This is a genomic window from Bacillaceae bacterium S4-13-56, assembly GCA_040191315.1.
Taxonomy (GTDB): Bacteria; Bacillota; Bacilli; order Bacillales; family JAWJLM01; genus JAWJLM01.
This window is the reverse complement of the sequence record JAWJLM010000016.1, coordinates 1-15,934: the sequence shown is the minus strand read 5'-3', so window position 1 is coordinate 15,934 and position 15,934 is coordinate 1. Positions and strand designations below refer to the sequence as shown.

The 15,934-nt window shown below is 36.9% G+C and carries 20 protein-coding genes; 1 reads left to right on the top strand and 19 read right to left on the bottom strand.

Features of this window, described 5'->3' with window-relative positions; translation table 11 throughout:
- Positions 1 to 16: 16 nt before the first annotated feature.
- From xseA to RZN25_06480, 18 genes are all read right to left on the bottom strand, one after another.
- Positions 17 to 1,369, bottom strand: coding sequence for an exodeoxyribonuclease VII large subunit (gene xseA, locus RZN25_06565; GenBank protein ID MEQ6376490.1), 1,353 nt, complete (start codon positions 1,367 to 1,369; stop codon positions 17 to 19).
- A gap of 2 nt (positions 1,370 to 1,371) precedes the next feature.
- A complete protein-coding gene (gene folD / locus RZN25_06560) occupies positions 1,372 to 2,238 on the bottom strand; it encodes a bifunctional methylenetetrahydrofolate dehydrogenase/methenyltetrahydrofolate cyclohydrolase FolD (protein MEQ6376489.1) in 867 nt (288 codons plus the stop codon).
- Positions 2,239 to 2,260: 22 nt separating this feature from the next.
- Complete coding sequence (nusB, locus tag RZN25_06555) at positions 2,261 to 2,641, bottom strand: transcription antitermination factor NusB (GenBank protein ID MEQ6376488.1); 381 nt, start codon at positions 2,639 to 2,641, stop codon at positions 2,261 to 2,263.
- 255 nt (positions 2,642 to 2,896) lie between these two features.
- Positions 2,897 to 3,292, bottom strand: a complete 396-nt coding sequence (locus RZN25_06550) for an Asp23/Gls24 family envelope stress response protein (GenBank protein ID MEQ6376487.1) — start codon at positions 3,290 to 3,292, stop codon at positions 2,897 to 2,899.
- A gap of 15 nt (positions 3,293 to 3,307) precedes the next feature.
- Positions 3,308 to 4,669, bottom strand: a complete 1,362-nt coding sequence (gene accC / locus RZN25_06545) for an acetyl-CoA carboxylase biotin carboxylase subunit (GenBank protein MEQ6376486.1) — start codon at positions 4,667 to 4,669, stop codon at positions 3,308 to 3,310.
- A gap of 14 nt (positions 4,670 to 4,683) precedes the next feature.
- Entirely contained in the window at positions 4,684 to 5,172 is a 489-nt protein-coding gene (accB, locus tag RZN25_06540) for an acetyl-CoA carboxylase biotin carboxyl carrier protein (GenBank protein ID MEQ6376485.1), read from the bottom strand.
- 523 nt (positions 5,173 to 5,695) lie between these two features.
- Positions 5,696 to 6,289, bottom strand: coding sequence for a SpoIIIAH-like family protein (locus tag RZN25_06535; GenBank protein MEQ6376484.1), 594 nt, complete (start codon positions 6,287 to 6,289; stop codon positions 5,696 to 5,698).
- Between the two features lie 18 nt (positions 6,290 to 6,307).
- The gene (gene spoIIIAG / locus RZN25_06530; protein ID MEQ6376483.1) at positions 6,308 to 6,946 is read right to left on the bottom strand and encodes a stage III sporulation protein AG; all 639 of its coding nucleotides are present in this window, start codon (positions 6,944 to 6,946) and stop codon (positions 6,308 to 6,310) included.
- Complete coding sequence (gene spoIIIAF, locus RZN25_06525; protein ID MEQ6376482.1) at positions 6,946 to 7,569, bottom strand: stage III sporulation protein AF; 624 nt, start codon at positions 7,567 to 7,569, stop codon at positions 6,946 to 6,948. Before spoIIIAF ends, spoIIIAG begins: the two co-directional genes overlap by 1 nt.
- Before the next feature lie 12 nt (positions 7,570 to 7,581).
- On the bottom strand, positions 7,582 to 8,760 hold the full coding sequence (gene spoIIIAE / locus RZN25_06520; GenBank protein MEQ6376481.1) for a stage III sporulation protein AE: 1,179 nt from the start codon (positions 8,758 to 8,760) through the stop codon (positions 7,582 to 7,584).
- Between the two features lie 21 nt (positions 8,761 to 8,781).
- Positions 8,782 to 9,171, bottom strand: a complete 390-nt coding sequence (gene spoIIIAD, locus RZN25_06515; GenBank protein MEQ6376480.1) for a stage III sporulation protein AD — start codon at positions 9,169 to 9,171, stop codon at positions 8,782 to 8,784.
- Positions 9,172 to 9,191: 20 nt separating this feature from the next.
- A complete protein-coding gene (gene spoIIIAC, locus RZN25_06510; GenBank protein MEQ6376479.1) occupies positions 9,192 to 9,398 on the bottom strand; it encodes a stage III sporulation protein AC in 207 nt (68 codons plus the stop codon).
- A gap of 20 nt (positions 9,399 to 9,418) precedes the next feature.
- Entirely contained in the window at positions 9,419 to 9,931 is a 513-nt protein-coding gene (gene spoIIIAB, locus RZN25_06505) for a stage III sporulation protein SpoIIIAB (GenBank protein MEQ6376478.1), read from the bottom strand.
- Complete coding sequence (gene spoIIIAA / locus RZN25_06500) at positions 9,876 to 10,853, bottom strand: stage III sporulation protein AA (GenBank protein MEQ6376477.1); 978 nt, start codon at positions 10,851 to 10,853, stop codon at positions 9,876 to 9,878. The genes spoIIIAB and spoIIIAA overlap by 56 nt, the downstream gene beginning before the upstream one ends.
- A 220-nt stretch (positions 10,854 to 11,073) precedes the next feature.
- The gene (efp, locus tag RZN25_06495; protein ID MEQ6376476.1) at positions 11,074 to 11,631 is read right to left on the bottom strand and encodes an elongation factor P; all 558 of its coding nucleotides are present in this window, start codon (positions 11,629 to 11,631) and stop codon (positions 11,074 to 11,076) included.
- Between the two features lie 24 nt (positions 11,632 to 11,655).
- Complete coding sequence (locus RZN25_06490; GenBank protein ID MEQ6376475.1) at positions 11,656 to 12,717, bottom strand: Xaa-Pro peptidase family protein; 1,062 nt, start codon at positions 12,715 to 12,717, stop codon at positions 11,656 to 11,658.
- Positions 12,704 to 13,159 carry a type II 3-dehydroquinate dehydratase gene (gene aroQ, locus RZN25_06485; protein ID MEQ6376474.1) on the bottom strand — a complete coding sequence of 152 codons (456 nt, stop codon included), beginning with the start codon at positions 13,157 to 13,159 and terminating at the stop codon, positions 12,704 to 12,706. The genes RZN25_06490 and aroQ overlap by 14 nt, the downstream gene beginning before the upstream one ends.
- 69 nt (positions 13,160 to 13,228) lie before the next feature.
- The gene (locus tag RZN25_06480; GenBank protein MEQ6376473.1) at positions 13,229 to 13,723 is read right to left on the bottom strand and encodes a YqhR family membrane protein; all 495 of its coding nucleotides are present in this window, start codon (positions 13,721 to 13,723) and stop codon (positions 13,229 to 13,231) included.
- A gap of 299 nt (positions 13,724 to 14,022) precedes the next feature.
- Between RZN25_06480 and RZN25_06475 the strand changes: the two genes are divergently transcribed.
- Positions 14,023 to 14,397, top strand: coding sequence for an SA1362 family protein (locus tag RZN25_06475; GenBank protein MEQ6376472.1), 375 nt, complete (start codon positions 14,023 to 14,025; stop codon positions 14,395 to 14,397).
- Positions 14,398 to 14,650: 253 nt separating this feature from the next.
- Here the strand turns inward: RZN25_06475 and RZN25_06470 are convergent, their stop codons facing one another.
- The gene (locus tag RZN25_06470; protein MEQ6376471.1) at positions 14,651 to 15,544 is read right to left on the bottom strand and encodes a patatin-like phospholipase family protein; all 894 of its coding nucleotides are present in this window, start codon (positions 15,542 to 15,544) and stop codon (positions 14,651 to 14,653) included.
- Positions 15,545 to 15,934: the final 390 nt, after the last annotated feature.

Below are 15,934 nucleotides of genomic sequence, written 5' to 3'. Positions count from 1 at the left end.
TTTGTTTCTTCTTTTGTCAAGATTCTTCCTCTCCTTTATCAACCATTCCCCACACCTGACAATCTAATAATCCATCTGATAGCTGAACTTTAATAGGATCTCCCGGTTGAACCTGTCGGATAGATTTTATAATTTCCTCATTCTTCTTCGTAATACTATATCCTCTTTGCATTATAGATAGCGGGTTTAATAAAGACAGTTGATTGATCTTCCGATGAAATAATTCTTGCTTTTGCTCTAGCCTTCTTTCCATTGTTCTTTGCAAATCTTTATTTAATTGAGTGAGTTGTGATTCCATCCATTGTATTTGCTTTCTAGGATGATTTTGGTGAAGTCTGTGAGTCAACTGAAAGACTTCTTCCTTTTTTGTATCATAAAGTCGGCGTATATTTTTATCGAGTACATCTTGAAGTCTGTCTAATTCCTGTTCCTTTTGAACTATTAGTTGTTGAGGATAACGGAAGGCGTAGGATTGATTTAAAGAATCCAGTTTTTTCCTGTGCCCATCGACCGTATAATTTAAAAACTTATTTAATTGCTGAGTAATTGAATGAAGTTTTTCTAGCAATTCCTTGCGGGATGGTACAGCTAATTCTGCTGCTGCTGTTGGTGTTGGTGCTCTCAAATCAGCTACAAAATCAGTAATAGTTGTATCTGTTTCATGTCCTACTGCGGAGATGACTGGAATTTTTGATTCAAAAACAGCGCGAGCAACCGATTCATCATTAAACGCCCAAAGTTCTTCGATAGACCCTCCGCCCCTGCCAAGGATTAATAAATCGAATATATTTTTCTGATTCGCCCAGCCCAATGCTCGTGTAATGCTTCGAGGAGCAAGCTCGCCTTGTACTGACACAGGTAAAACCGTAATTTTCACTAGAGGAAATCTTCTTTTTATTGTTGTCAATATATCTCGGATGGCGGCTCCAGTCGGAGATGTAATAATCCCTATATGTTGAGGAATTATAGGGATTTTTTTCTTGAAACTCGGATCAAAAAGCCCCTCTTGTTGAAGATTCTTTTTCAATTGCTCAAAAGCCACAAAGAGGGAACCCATACCATCAGGTTCCATTCTTTGAATATACAATTGATAGAGCCCATGCGGCTCATATAATCCGATGTCTCCTCTAAGTAATACTTGCATTCCATTTTCTGGTTCAAACCGTAATGACCTAGTATTAGCCTGAAACATAACAGCTTGGATCCTAGCCTCGTCATCTTTGATGGTCATGTAAAGGTGACCGCGACTATGTCGTTTGAAATTTGAGATTTCTCCCTTCAGCCATACATTTTGAAGATGGGAGTCAGTTTCGAGCTTTCTCTTCATATACTTTGTTAAGGCCCCAACTGTTAAATATCTTTCGTTCACTTCTAAGAGATCCTTTCTTTTTGCTCCAACAATCTAGCAGCTTTTATCGTATTATGTAGAAGCATCGTTATAGTCATAGGGCCTACACCTTTTGGGACAGGTGTAATATAAGAGGCAACTGGTTCAACAGAGGCAAAGTCAACATCCCCTGTTAGTTTTCCATCGTCTTTTCTATTCACTCCAACATCGATAACCACGGCACCTTCTTTTACGTACTCTGCCGTAATCATGTGAATTCGGCCAACAGCTACAATCAAAATATCTGCTTGTCTTGTAATCTCTTTCAGATTTTTTGTCCTAGAATGGCAATAAGTCACGGTTGCATTTTCATTCAAAAACAACTGACCTACAGGTTTACCAACAATATTACTTCTCCCAACGACAACTACATGTTTCCCTTCTATCGGAATGTTTTGGGATTGAACCATTTTTACAATTCCGAATGGTGTACAAGGGAAAAATGTATCTTGCCCTGTCAGCATTTTTCCGATGGTCGTTGGATGGAATCCATCTACATCCTTCTCAGGAGAAATGGTCTCAATAATAACTTCTTCTCGAATTTGTTTTGGTAAAGGAAGCTGAACCAGTATTCCATGAACAGTTTCATCCTTATTTAAGGATTGGACTACTGTAACTACCTCCTGTTCTGTCGTATCCGCTGGAAGTTCTATCACTTTTGAACGGATTCCTATTTGTTCACAGGCTTTACTTTTAGCTTTCACATATGATTTGGAGGCAGGGTCCTCCCCAACAATAACAACTGTTAATCCTGGTTCAATTCCTTCTTTTTTCAAGCCTTCCAACTCAAGTTTCATTTCTTCTCGAAATTTTGAAGCCAATTCATTCCCCCAAATTACAGTAGCTGCCATTTTACCTCTCCCCTTCTAAAATTTATTTCAACATTTTTGATAAAACACCATGGATAAAACTGCTCGATTTATCATCCCCATAAAGCTTTGCTAATTCAAGAGCCTCGTTTAATGCTACTTTATCAGGAACATCATCTACATATCTGATCTCATACACAGCCATACGTAGCAAAGTCCTTTCTACAGCTGCTATGCGTTTCATTCTCCAATGTTCTAAAAACTGCTCGATCAATTGATCAATCTCTTCCTTTTTTTCTTTTACTCCAAAAACAACCTGATGGAGATAAGCATCTACCATTTCTCCCTCAAGCACATGGTCAATTGCTTCATTTACATCAATATCATTCATATCTATTTGAAATAAAATTTGAAATGCTTTTTCTCTAGCTTCTCTACGATTCACTCTCATATCTCCTTTGCTTGATATCCTCTAGGAATCATAACACGAATGAAAGGCAAATTCCATAGCGCCCTTGGGGCATTGGGATTCTCAAAAAGATATCGAATCAAGAAGACTTAGCTTTCCTTATTGTGCTGGATCGAGGCAAAAACTTCAAAGATTACTCGAGGAAGCTTTTTCACTGGAGCTATACAAATTTTATATTTATCTTACAAAAAAAGCCATAAAAAGGCTCCCCTTCTTATGGCCATGACAATCTTATTCTTCTGTCTCTTCTTCCACTTTTGAATCAAATTGAATACTAACCACATGAACATTCACTTCTTTAATTTCTAAGGCAGTCATATTTTTTAATGTTTGACGTATATTTTCTTGAATTTTCTGTGCAACTACTGGAATTGAGCTATCGTACTCTAACTGTACAAATACATCAATACTAATTCCATCGTCCTCCAATTCAACCTTAACGCCTTTTCCATGACTCTTTTTACCTAAACGCTCACGAACTCCTGCAGCAAAATTCCCTCTCATTTGTGAAACCCCAGGAACATCAGAAGCCGCGATCCCCGCGATAACTTCAATGACCTCAGGAGCGATTTCTACATTACCTAATGACGTATCTTCACTAACATTAAGTGGAAAATTCTCGCTCATACCTGTCACTCCTCTTTATTCACTTTCACTATTCATTATAGTGTACTTTTCAAGAAACTTCGTATTAAATTCTCCATTAACAAAAACAGAATGATTCATAACCCTTTGATGGAATGGAATGGTTGTTTTAACACCTTCTATAATGAACTCATCTAAAGCGCGTTTCATTTTTTGGATTGCTTCTTCTCTTGTATTTCCGTAAGTTATTAGTTTTGCAATCATAGAGTCATAATATGGTGGGATTACCCACCCTGGATAAGCAGCCGAATCGACTCTTACTCCATATCCTCCAGGAGATAAGTAAAAGGTTATTTCTCCAGCAGAAGGCATAAAGTTTTTAAATGGATCCTCAGCATTGATTCGACATTCAATAGCCCAGCCCTTAAATTGAACTTCTTCCTGGCGATAAGATAAAGTCTCCCCATTTGCAATTTTAATTTGTTCTTTTATTAAATCTACCCCTGTTACCATTTCTGTAACAGGGTGCTCTACTTGGATTCGTGTATTCATTTCCATAAAATAAAATTTATTTTCATTATGATCAAAAATAAATTCGATGGTACCGGCTCCCGTGTACTGAACTGCTTCAGCAGCTTTTACAGCTGCTCGCCCCATTTGTTGACGAATTTCCTCAGATAGAGCTGGAGAAGGAGTTTCTTCTATCAGTTTTTGGAGTCTTCGCTGCACTGTACAGTCTCTTTCCCCTAAATGTATGACATTTCCATGTTCATCTGCCAGAACTTGAATTTCTACATGTCTAAAATCCTCAATGAACTTTTCTAAGTAAACTCCAGGATCACCAAAAGCAGTCTCAGCCTCTTTCTGTGTGACACGAATTCCTTTGATTAATTCTTCTTCGTTGAGAGCTACTCTGATCCCTTTACCTCCGCCACCAGCTGTGGCTTTTATAATAACGGGATACCCAATGGATTCAGCAATCTTTTTTCCTTCTTCTTCATTCTTTATGATACCATCTGATCCTGGAACAATGGGAACACCAGCCTGCTTCATTGTTTCACGAGCTACATCCTTTGTTCCCATTTTCTGAATCGCATGTGGAGATGGTCCAATAAACTTAACCCCACAGGCTTGGCAAATTTCTGCGAAGTCTGCATTTTCTGCTAGAAATCCATAACCTGGATGTATAGCATCCACTTCTGTTAAAGTAGCAACGCTCATAATATTTGTCTTATTTAAATAGCTTTCCTTACTAGACTTTGGACCAATGCAATAGGCCTCATCTGCAAGCTGAACATGTAAACTATCACGATCAGCTTCTGAATAAACGGCTACTGTTGCAATCCCTAGTTCTTTACAGGCTCTAATTATACGGACAGCAATTTCTCCTCTGTTTGCAATTAACACCTTTTTAATCAACTTCATCAATCTCCTTATTGAGTTTTCACTCTGAATAACGGTTGACCGTATTCTATGAGCTCCCCAGTTCCCGCTAAAACTTCAACGATCTCCCCATTTACTTCTGCCTCGATTTCATTGAATAATTTCATAGCTTCTACAATGCATACAACTGTATCTTTAGAAACTTTGGAACCCACTTGAACATAATCTTCACTCTCTGGATTTGGAGCACTGTAAAAAGTACCAACCATTGGAGAAACAATTTCGTGATTATAGTTTTTGATTTCCTCTTTCTTTGGTTCCTCAACCTTTTGTGTTTCCTGTTCAGGCTTTACAGTTTCTTGAAATTGAGGCTGATGTTTTTCCGCAATTTGTGCAGGAGCTTGAGTGACTACTTGAGTCGTTTCCATCTTCTCCTTTTTTAATTTGACCTTTTCACCGTTAGCTTCATAAGTAAATTCATGAATAGTTGATTCATCAATTAGTTTAATGATTTCTCGAATTTCTTGAATTTTTAACACAACAAGGCACCCCTTTGTCATTCATTAGTTTTATTAACAGGTACTAATAACTTCTCTTAACATTTTACGCTAAATAACATATAAACATCAAGCATCCACATGTTCTATTCTACAACATTAGAAAATTGGACATTCGTTAAAGGGACTCTAGAAAGAATATCTTGCTTTCTTAGAAGCCGTTTGAGTGCATGCTTTTATGACTAAATGCCTTAGTTTGAGTGCCTCCCCCAAAACCTATAACACCTTCCAACCCTATCTTCATGTCCATCGAGTTGCACTTGTCACTCACCGAGGTTCGGATAGCGCATAAGTTCAACTGTCTTTCGAAAAATCGTCACATAATCACGCTATTTCGTCACTAGGAGTATGAGCAACGGCACTCAAACCATGGATTTAACACTCAAGCAACATCGGCAACACTCAAGTTAATCTACTAGCACTTTGTCCCGGAAAGCGTCACTTAAAACAGGCATGTTAGGATGTATAAAAAAAGTCTACCCTATTTAGGGTAGACTTTTTTAGCTTAGTTTTCGCTTGGGCTAAAGCTCACATCCACTGGCATCACCCCAAACTCATCGCGAGTAAGCTGCATAATCTCAACAACAGTCTCATCTGAAAGCTCGTCTGCTTTTACTGTAACATGAACAATATCATCGTCAGCACGAACAAGTACATCAGGATAGTTGTATTGTGCCATGATCGTTTGTTCTAGATATGATTCCTTTGATTTACGATCTTCTAGATTATCAATCTCATTTAATGCTTCGTTTTTTTCTTCGGAGGATACATCGCTGGATGCAATTACGTCATCTAATCTTTCTTTTGTAGCATTATAATCATCTTCGCGTTCCATTCGAATAGCTGTAAACAGTTCATCACTTGTAATAGAAGATATCACTGAATTTTCATCTCCAGAAGCTTCTGTTACATCCCCATTTTCAGTCAAATCTTCTTGTTCTTCATTTAGATTTGCCACATCATTTTCAGCTGTATTGTTTTCTTCTTGATCTAAAAAAGCTACCTGACCATCACTTGGTGACATCATGTAATAAACACTTAGTACAATCATAAGACTTAACATGGTTAATAACCAAACAGTTTGTTTTTTTAATAGCATTATTATTGCCTCCCCTTATTATTCTTTTGGATTAACAGAAATTCGGTGGGTTGGTACATCTAGAGCGCGTGAGACTGCTTCAACTATCCATTGCTTAATTTGCATGTGTTCCGCGCCGTTTGCAACAATTAAAACCCCACGAACCTCTGGCTTTTTGGTTTGGATGAGTATTGGTTCTTCTCTATCCCCTTTTCGAACCAACACCACTTGTTCGTCATTGGAGGTATCCTTCAACATTCTTTTCCCCCCATTTTGATCTGTCTCTTCCGTTTCTTGTTTACCAGTTACTACATTTTTTTCATAAATCTTTAAGTCTGTAGCATCCAGATTTACCATTACATCAACGTTTGAGACTCCTTGGATTTTCTCTAGAATTTCTGTCAACTCCTTTTCATACATCTCTTCTACTTCCGAAACAAGTCCCTTATCTTTCGCTTGATCCTCATCATCTTTTAAAAGTGAGACCTCGTCCTCGTTTTGTTCATTAGGAAAAGATGATGAATCTGGTTCCTCACTTGGTTTTAATAAGTTTCCACCGAGTAAGAGTGCAATCCCAAGGACACTAAGGAGAACAACATACATTTTTTTCCTTTGTTTTGATGATGGTGAATCGCCAGAGGATTTATCAGAAAATAATGATGTGACCCATTTAAACATTATTCACACCCCTCCCCACATTGTAAGCTGATCATTTCTTCATCTATTTCCCATGCTTTTGCAAGAAGTGAACGGATTTTTTCCTCCTGTTCAGGGGGCTCTTCCTGCTGATTTTCTGAATGGTTTAAAGTAACTCTTACTAGTTCCACTTCCTCAATGGTATTTTGTTCAGAGTTTGATGAAGAAACGACGTATACATTTATATTAGAAATGGCTTCGTAATCCACCCGATCCTCCTCAAACTCAAAGGAAATGGATTTTATGGTCATATCATATTCGTCCATCATCTCCTCCTCCACCTTTTCTTTTAATTGGACAGCCATCTGGTCTAATATATATGCATCTTGTTGGGCTTGTATTTCTTTTTTCTTTAATTCTATTGAATTTTCTAAAGAAACTTCTTTCACCTCTCCTTGAAAACTCTGGAGTCCTCTTTGGACAATTGCTTCAGAATCCAGCTTAAATAATTCAAATACCGGATTTAAGAAGATAAGAATAAGAAGTAGACCCATCACTAACTTGGTATACGTTTTAAATGAAGATGAGGGTAATAACAGATCAACAACCATAGCAATAAGCAAAAATATTATGATCTGAGTAACCCATTCGATGATGAAATCCATATAGATCCTCCTTTAACGAATCATCATCGTAATATTACTAGATGCAACGACAATCACGATGGATAGAAAAAACATAAGCGTAACTACTAATAGAGCAGCAAAAATTAATAGAATATGTTTGCTTATAATTTGTAAACAATCAATGATAATCCCGCCACCGATTGGTTGTAGGACAGCAGCTGCGACTTTATATATTAAGCTTATGACAAATACTTTAAATGCAGGGAATAAGGCAAGTCCGAGAATAATAATGACCCCAACGATCCCCACAGAATTTTTAAGAAGAAGAGATGCACTTAAAACGGTATCTGTTGCATCTGTAAACATACGTCCAATCACCGGAATAAAATTCCCTGTTACAAACTTTGCTGTTTTAACTGCAATACCGTCTTGAACACTAGATGCAGCCCCCTGGACAGATATTACAGCTAAAAAAACAGTGAAAAATGCTCCAAGAATGGCCAATGCCCCATTACGAAAAAGACCCGCTAATTGCGTTACTTTATATTCTTTGTTTAATGTGCTTACAATCGAGAGCAAAGCTGACATAAAAAGCAAAGGTAGAACAATAGATGAGATCAAAATTCCACTTGTATGAATTAAAAATATAATAATTGGATGGAAAAAGGATACCCCAGCTAGGCTGCCAAAGGATGCCATTAATCCCAAGATTAAAGGAAGAAGAGCAACCATAAACCCACTCATTGTATCTATGGCATCTTTGGTATAAGAAATAGCCAACTGGAAGCTATTTAAAGCGATGATAATTAAAACAAGGTAGACTACAGCATAAGCGATTTTACTTACAGCTTGTTTTTCAAATGCATTTTGGAGAGATTGTAAAACAACACTAAATAAAGTAAGTAAAATTAAAGTACCCAACAGTTTACCGTTGGCGACAAACTCAAAAAATAAAAAAGTAAATAGACCAGTTATCCAATCTTTGAAAGAGATAGAGTCTTTATTTTCTATAAATTCAACGAGACTACCTTTTTGAATTTCTGGTAAAAATCCTCCATATTCATTGACCACCTGATTCCAGTATCCTTCGATTTCATCTAGTGATATTTGATTGATAGGATTAATTTCCGTTTCCCCTTCATCGTAGTTGGGATTCGCAGCAGCCTGTGTTGGGAAGGAGAGTATAAGGCTTAAAAAGATTATTGCTGCATAAGGCATTCGAACACCCAACGTAAGTCCTCCTCTTTTGAATCATACCGGCATCATCCCTAAAATAGTCTCAATGACTGCAGTTAAAATGGGAACCGCAAGCGTAAGTATAAAAATTTTGCCTGCTAATTCTATTTTTCCTGCTACGGACCCAAGACCAGCATCTCTCACAATTTGCGCTGCAAATTCAGCAATATATGCAATTCCAATAATTTTAAGTATCGTTTCTAGGTACACACCATCAATGTTGGCTTTTTGGGCCAAATAGTCTAAAAGGGAAAAGATATCAGTTATATACTCTAGTAAACTAAGAAAAATGAGTACACCTGCTAATAGGATGATAAAAAAAGCAATCGATGGTTTTTGATCCTTCACAATAATATAGAGAACGGTTGCTATCAGAGCGAAAGATATAATCTCAATAATTCCCATTCCATGATTCCTCCTACATATCAGCTTTGGAATAAGAATACCGATTTAATTTCTTGAAACAGATCACTCAAACCATTCAAAACAATAAGCAACACGATAATAAAAGCAACCAAAGTTGCAAAATTGGCAATTTCTTCTTTCCCTAATTGTTTTAAAATGGTATGGATCATCGCTACAATAATTCCAATTCCAGCTATTTGAAATAAGAGATATACGTCACCGAGCACGATCCTGAAGCCCCCTTTTGTTATAAAAGTAAAATGATTAATAATAAGCCGGATAACACTCCTAAACTTTTCGACATATTCGAATATTTTTTCTTTTCTTCCTGTGCCTCCTCAAGTTCCCTATTAAGGTGAATTAAAGCAAGTTGAATGTGCTTTTGCTGTTGACTGACGTCCAACTGTCCTAAAGTTTGCCCGAATTGGAGTAAAATCTCCTTTTCGTTTTTGTTTAAGGCAAACATTGGCCAATACTCTTCAATAGTTTGGATCCATATGTCAGGAAGTGATCTTGCTTCCGTTCTTAAACGTTGACTCAAAGCAATAAATAGTACATTAATCGGCGCAGGAATTTGTTTTGAAATATGAATAAACGCATCGGCAATTGGGGATTGGGCATATACTATCTCTGCCTCAAGCATTTGTAGGGCATTTTTAAGCTCCCTGATTTGTCGTGGTCTGGATTGGAACTGTCGAGCAAATTCAAAGCCTATCCAAGTTGTAGCGAATAGAAGGATGGCGGCTCCGATCCATTGCATATGGATTTCCCTCCTTTACTGACCGAATGATTGTGGAATCTTGATTATAAATATGAATAGGGCTCCTATTTGGAGGAAACCCAGGAAGCATGACGTACCTTTGAAAAGCTTTTCGTTCAATTAATCTACGAATGGATGGACGATGTTGAATCTGTTCAATGGAACTTCCATGAATGGAACAAATCAAGGTAATTCCTGCATGCATAGCTTCCTCAATTGCCTCTACATCTTGATGACTGCCAATTTCATCTACTATAAGCACCTCGGGTGACATAGATCGAATCATCATCATCATTCCTTCTGCCTTTGGACAAGCATCCATCACATCCGTTCTTACTCCAACCTGATGCTGAGGGACTCCATTGACAGAACCAGCAATTTCTGAGCGTTCATCTACAATTCCAACTCGATAAGAAGGAAGGTGTTTTGTTCCAGAACCTATAATCCTTGATAAATCTCTAAGAAGGGTTGTTTTTCCAGACTTTGGTTCCCCAATTAATAAGGTGCTTTTTATCTTTTCGGGAAATAGGCTTGTGAATAAAGAGTCAGCGCAGCCTATTTTCTCTTTTGCAATCCTAATATTAAATCCAGAAACATTACGAATGGCTTTTACCTTACCAGCCTCTACGTTTACCTTCCCAGCTAGTCCAACACGATGTCCGCCTTCAATTGTAATGTACCCTTGCTTTAACTCTTCTTCCAAGCGATACAAAGAAAACTCACTTAACTGATTGAGTAAAAACTTGCCATCGCTTTCGCTAGCAATGAGATTACTTCGTATTTCGTTATCATGATCAAAAACAAATTCCAAAGGACGATTGATCCTAATTCTTATTTCTTGCAAATGTTCCCATCTTTTATCTAGAGCTTGCGTAACCTTACGTTTTAATTCAGGTGGTAGTAAACGCAATATTACATCCATAAGACATACTCCTTCATTAGGACTTTCTATATGATGAATATATGAATGATTCTAATTAAATATGAACCCTGTCCAAATAAAAAAGCCAATTAGGATTCTATCTCCTAATTGGCTTTTACTAGACAGATAGGAAAGTATAAAACTTTCCTATCTGTACAAGTGTAACTATGGCATTCACCGCAAAGTTTTTCGAATGCCAAGTTTTAAAATTTTAATTTGATTAACCGCGTGATACGTACTTTCCATCACTTGTATTAATAATAAGTGTATCTTCTTCATTCACAAAAAACGGAACTTGAACAACTAATCCTGTTTCAACAGTTGCTGGCTTTGTTCCTCCAGACGCTGTATCTCCCTTAATGCCTGGCTCTGTTTCTGTTACTTTGAGTTCAACGGTGTTTGGAAGTTCTACCCCCAAGGTTTCTCCCTGATAGGTCATGATATTGACTTCCATATTTTCTTTTAAAAATTTTAATTCATACTCGATTTGAGATGTTTGTAATTCTAATTGTTCAAATGATTCATTGTCCATAAACGTATGAGCATCACCTGAAGCATATAAGTATTGCATTTTACGATTTTCAATATGTGCTTTACTCACCTTTTCACCTGCACGAAATGTCTTCTCTTGAATTCCGCCATTACGAAGGTTTCTTAGCTTTGAACGAACAAAAGCTGCTCCCTTCCCAGGTTTTACATGCTGAAATTCAATAACTTGCCAAATACCACCATCCACTTCGATGGTTAACCCTGTTCTAAAATCATTTACTGAAATCATTCTTTCTCCTCCTAACCGGCTCTATTAAAGTGTAATTAATTCTTTCGGTGAGTGGGTTAAACGTTCATTTCCACCTTCCGTAATCAAGGTATCATCTTCAATTCGACATCCACCTACGTTGGCGATGTATATCCCAGGCTCGACTGTAACAACCATTCCCGGCTGAAGAACTTCCTCGGATCGGAAAGATAGCCCTGGTCCCTCATGAACATCAAGCCCAATTCCATGCCCTGTGGAGTGACCAAAATATTCTCCATACCCTTTTTCTTTAATATAGTCACGTGTAAGAGCATCAGCTTCAACACCAGAAATACCAGCCTTAAGCCCTGCCATACCACGAAGTTGTGCTTCCAGAACCGTGTCATAAATTTCCTTTAACTTTGAATCGATTTCTCCAACTGCCACTGTTCGGGTGATATCAGAACAGTACCCTTTATACAAGGCACCAAAATCTAGTGTCACTAATTCCCCACTTTGGATCCTCTTTTCAGAAGCAACTCCATGAGGAAGAGCCGAACGATAGCCAGAAGCTACTATGATATCAAAGGACGAAGATGTCGCACCTTTTTTTCTCATAAAGAACTCTAGTTCATTGGAAATATCTATTTCAGGAATTCCTGGTTTAATATAAGATAGGATATGTTCAAATGCTTGGTCTGCTATACGAGCAGCATCCTTTAATATAGTAATCTCATCTTTAGTCTTAATCAAGCGTAATTTTTCAATGACTCCACTTACTGGCACTAATTCAGCCTTAATTTCTCTATTATAAATCTCATATTGAGAATAAGTCATATGATCTTTTTCAAATCCAACTCTTTGAACATCTAATTGGGTAAGTTGGTCCGAGACTTCTTTCATAATTGGTCCTTTATGTTCAATAACAGTAAAATCTTTTGCTTGACTAGTAGCTTGTTCAGTGTAACGAAAATCTGTAAGTAATAATGCTTGCTCTGAAGTGATGAGTACTACTCCGGCTGTTCCTGTAAATCCAGTTATGTACCTGCGGTTTTTATCACTTGTAATCATGATAGCTTCTATATCGTTATCTTTTAGAGCTTGTCTTACTTTGTTAAGCTTTTCCATGTCCCTCACCTTTCCCTTCTTCTAATAAAGCAATCAATGCCAACTTATATCCTAAAGTTCCGAAACCCACAATCTGCCCCACACAAACAGCAGCAAGGACAGAATGGTGGCGGAACTCTTCCCTTTGGTGGACATTTGAAATATGGACCTCAATAACTGGAGTTTTTACAGATGCTATGGCATCCCTTAGTGCGTAGCTTGTATGAGTAAATGCTCCAGGATTAAAAATAACACCTGAATAAATATCCTCGCTTTTGTGAATGGCATCGATTAATTCCGCCTCTGAATTTGATTGAAAGCCAACAAGCTCACAACTAGATTTACTTGCCTCCTCTTTTAATTGGTTAAGCACATCCTCTAACGTTGTATGGCCGTATACATCAGGTTCTCTTTTCCCTAGGCGGTTTAAATTCGGCCCATTTAAACACAATATTTTTTTCAAAAGTCTCACCTACAGTCTAATTAATTTCTTTATAAAGTTTACCATAACATGTAGGTTTTTGTTAGTAAGTTAATTCCCCCTTTGAGTATCATCGTAATCAAAAGAAATGGAATATCCAATGAATGTTCCATACAAAATATAAATACAAACAGTTGCCACTATAGTTGTTGGATTTATCGATGAAATAGGAGGTACGGCAGAGAAAATGGGATTGGCAATCCAAAACATGATTCCCCAGAGTGCAGCTCCAAAAGCGATTCCTATCCCTATTCCTAAAGTCTTTTTTAGAAATGCATAATATAAAATAGCAACTACTATTGAAATCACACCGCAGGTTAGGATTCCTACCAATTCACCTAACCAGCGATCAGTCCAAGATTGATTCATAAAAGAGCGAGGAAAAAAACTTGCAGGAGAGACATTTGAAAAATTAAAGTAGTACAAAACGCTCCCCATAAACCCCCAAAAAAGCCCTCCAAACACACCAGTAATTATAACTCTTTGAAATAATGTCATTTTAGGTTCTTGTTTATTTTGTTCTAGCTTTTTTTCCAAAGATTCCACCTCCACTTTGTAGGATTACCTGAATTAGAAAAAACCATGCTTTCTTTCAAACATTCTCCTAGTTTAATGTCTGTTTTTTTAGTAAACTATAGGTAAATTAATTAATGAATGAATGGCGCACACGGTAACAAAAATATTCCTCATCACAATCAAGGATTAATCCGTTTAAAAATGGGAATGATGAAAATAGATGCATATTTCTTTACTCCCTATTAGTTGGTAAACATACATTAAATAAGGGTTTTATTTCCATAACTTTCACTTAATTTTGGATTTAAACAAAAAAGGAGGCATATTTAATGAGAAAGCATATATTTCCTACCATATTCTATCTAATTATCGGTTTTGCCGTATTTGGTTTTTTATACAGATTAATTAAGGAACCTGGTCAACTCTTCATGAGTCTATTAGTAATTATCGGTATTATGGTCGTATTTTATGCTATTTACCATTTTTTTCTATCTGGAAGAACTGGTTCAAAAGATATGCAAAGATATAAACAAGCCGTGAAACAATCAAAGAAAAAATATAAACCAAGTAGTTCACCTATTCAGAAAACTACTAGTCTGAAAGGTGGTCTATCCAAGCCAAATAAGAAAAAAGCAAGAACGAACTCCCATCTAACCGTTATAGATGGGGCTAAAAACAAAAAGAAAAATCGAGCTACAAATTAAGCGCTCGATTTTTCTTTTTGTTTTTATAAAGTAAAACTTCAATCAATGTCCGCCTCCCACTAATTGTTAGCCTCCAAGGGTATGACCCAAAGGCCCTTGAACCATTCTGACATTTACGGGCAGTTTATCCCCACCTACTCTTTTCGTATCACTTAAGAGGTGAGGGATTATTCCCATGAAAATAAAACATTATTTTTCCATCCTTGTTGGTGAAACTTGCTTCATGGTTGGCTTCCCTTTCATGCGGGATGAATTAACTGTTCCAGTTTTTGAGGAAGAGCTCGGCATGATCCCTGCCAATTTGTATGAGTTGTTTTCGATCCTCTGAAGAAAGGTTAAAATCTGTGATTGAGTATTCGGGTACAGGTATAAAGATTATGTCTTTAGCATCGGACTTATTAATATATAGATTGTCATGTGCGCTTAGCATTGTAGAGAATAACGCCTGTAACATATCAAAAGAATTGTTAATTTTCTTCTCTATAGGTTTATAGAGAGTTTTACTAAGCTTCATTCCAACAATAGGACGCTTCCTTCGCTGATCCTCTTTTTCAAACACCCAGAGTGGAAAACTACTAAGAAGTCCACCATCAACAATTACATGCTTATCTTTTGTAGGTTCAATTAATTTTTCTGGTATGAAAAAATATGGGATTCCAGCACTCATTCGAACAGCACGAGCAACAGAAAATGAACCTGGATCAATTCCATACTTCGGAAGATCATCTGGAATAACTATTATTTCCCCTGAAGTCAAATCTGAGGCCACCACTTTTAATGTCCCGTCGGGTAAATCTTCAAAGGTATGAACTCCTTTTGCCGAAAGATGTGATTCCAACCATTCTTCTAATGTATTTCCTTTATATAATCCCATTCGAAAATAAAAAGCTAACCATCTTGGAAACGGAAAGAGGCGATCAATTAACGATTTATCTAGAATCGTTTTTTCATCTAACTCTTTTAATATACTTTTGAGTTGGTTGCTTTTATATCCCGCAGAAACTAAAGCTGCCGTAATTGCGCCAGCTGAAGTACCTGCTGTACGAATAAATTCGTAATTCTTTTCTTCTAGAACTTCTATTGCACCTATAAATGCTAGGGCTTTCATTCCACCACCTGAAAATACACAATCAATTTTCAATCTCATTCTCTCCCGCCCAATTTTCCTGTTTAGTTTATATATAGAGTAAATTGCCGGGATTTATGATTGAAATTATTGGGGGAAAGCATAAGAAAAAAGCCTGCCCTTTTAAGGAGCTGTAGCTTTGAATTAAAGTTTGAACAAAAATATCTCATAAACCCACATTTTACGTTAATTTAAAGGAACCCATTTTGAAAAAAAGATTAATCAAAATGGGTTCTTTGTTTGTGAAACATCACACATTTTTTGTAAAAAAGTTTGATCATTTCTTCTGACCGAACTTCAACTAAAGCTTCCTGTAACACAATAAGCCAGAGCCTCTAATAACTTGTTTAGCAGATGCTATACTTTATTTTTTCCTTTATTATTAGTAAACCTAAATATAAGTGAGATAAT

Excerpts from the sequence above, each read along its gene's own strand:
- folD (MEQ6376489.1), bottom strand. The coding sequence starts at position 2,238 with ATGGCAGCTACTGTAATTTGGGGGAATGAATTGGCTTCAAAATTTCGA.
- RZN25_06550 (MEQ6376487.1), bottom strand. The coding sequence starts at position 3,292 with ATGAGCGAGAATTTTCCACTTAATGTTAGTGAAGATACGTCATTAGGT.
- RZN25_06535 (MEQ6376484.1), bottom strand. The coding sequence starts at position 6,289 with ATGCTATTAAAAAAACAAACTGTTTGGTTATTAACCATGTTAAGTCTT.
- spoIIIAG (MEQ6376483.1), bottom strand. The coding sequence starts at position 6,946 with ATGTTTAAATGGGTCACATCATTATTTTCTGATAAATCCTCTGGCGAT.
- spoIIIAF (MEQ6376482.1), bottom strand. The coding sequence starts at position 7,569 with ATGGATTTCATCATCGAATGGGTTACTCAGATCATAATATTTTTGCTT.
- spoIIIAD (MEQ6376480.1), bottom strand. The coding sequence starts at position 9,171 with ATGGGAATTATTGAGATTATATCTTTCGCTCTGATAGCAACCGTTCTC.
- spoIIIAB (MEQ6376478.1), bottom strand. The coding sequence starts at position 9,931 with ATGCAATGGATCGGAGCCGCCATCCTTCTATTCGCTACAACTTGGATA.
- spoIIIAA (MEQ6376477.1), bottom strand. The coding sequence starts at position 10,853 with ATGGATGTAATATTGCGTTTACTACCACCTGAATTAAAACGTAAGGTT.
- efp (MEQ6376476.1), bottom strand. The coding sequence starts at position 11,631 with ATGATTTCAGTAAATGATTTTAGAACAGGGTTAACCATCGAAGTGGAT.
- RZN25_06490 (MEQ6376475.1), bottom strand. The coding sequence starts at position 12,717 with ATGGAAAAGCTTAACAAAGTAAGACAAGCTCTAAAAGATAACGATATA.
- RZN25_06475 (MEQ6376472.1), top strand. The coding sequence starts at position 14,023 with ATGAGAAAGCATATATTTCCTACCATATTCTATCTAATTATCGGTTTT.
- RZN25_06470 (MEQ6376471.1), bottom strand. The coding sequence starts at position 15,544 with ATGAGATTGAAAATTGATTGTGTATTTTCAGGTGGTGGAATGAAAGCC.